This is a genomic window from Grimontia sp. AD028 (assembly GCF_000973155.1).
Taxonomy (GTDB): Bacteria; Pseudomonadota; Gammaproteobacteria; order Enterobacterales; family Vibrionaceae; genus Enterovibrio; species Enterovibrio indicus.
This window is the reverse complement of the sequence record NZ_LASY01000206.1, coordinates 1-470: the sequence shown is the minus strand read 5'-3', so window position 1 is coordinate 470 and position 470 is coordinate 1. Positions and strand designations below refer to the sequence as shown.

At 58.1% G+C, this 470-nt stretch carries 1 protein-coding gene; it reads right to left on the bottom strand.

Features of this window, described 5'->3' with window-relative positions; all coding sequences use genetic code 11:
- A partial coding sequence (gene tssI / locus RN22_RS24325; RefSeq protein WP_046308513.1) for a type VI secretion system tip protein TssI/VgrG occupies window positions 1-470 on the bottom strand: 470 nt, incomplete at both ends.

Genomic DNA, 470 nt, shown 5'->3' with positions numbered 1-470 from the left:
CGGGGAATGGCCATCATGCCATACTGACCGCCCGCCCAGCCCTGAGAGACCCGTACCCAACAGCTTGAGGCATCATCACTGTTGCCATAACGGTCCCAGGGGAACTGCACCTTCACCCTGCCATGTTCATCACAAAAGATTTCCTCGCCATCGGGACCGGTAACCATCGCGATTTGTGGGCCATGGACACAAGGTTTCGGTTGCGGCGTCGGACGCCAAGGTCTGTGTGCAGGAATGACAGAAAAAGTATTGTGGAACGTCGTCATGCCCTCACCGCCAGCCTCTTCCAACGCCTGCGGCTGGGTGCCTTCACACTGGGCAGAGACCACCACCCAGTCACGGTTCGTGGCGTCATCCGGATGGTCCACGAGGTCAAACAGCATCCCCGGCTGAACCTGCGGGACATTACTTTGTGCCGTTGCCGTGATGGCATCACGTCTTAAATGCTCAAGCCGGTACTGGGTAAAGGG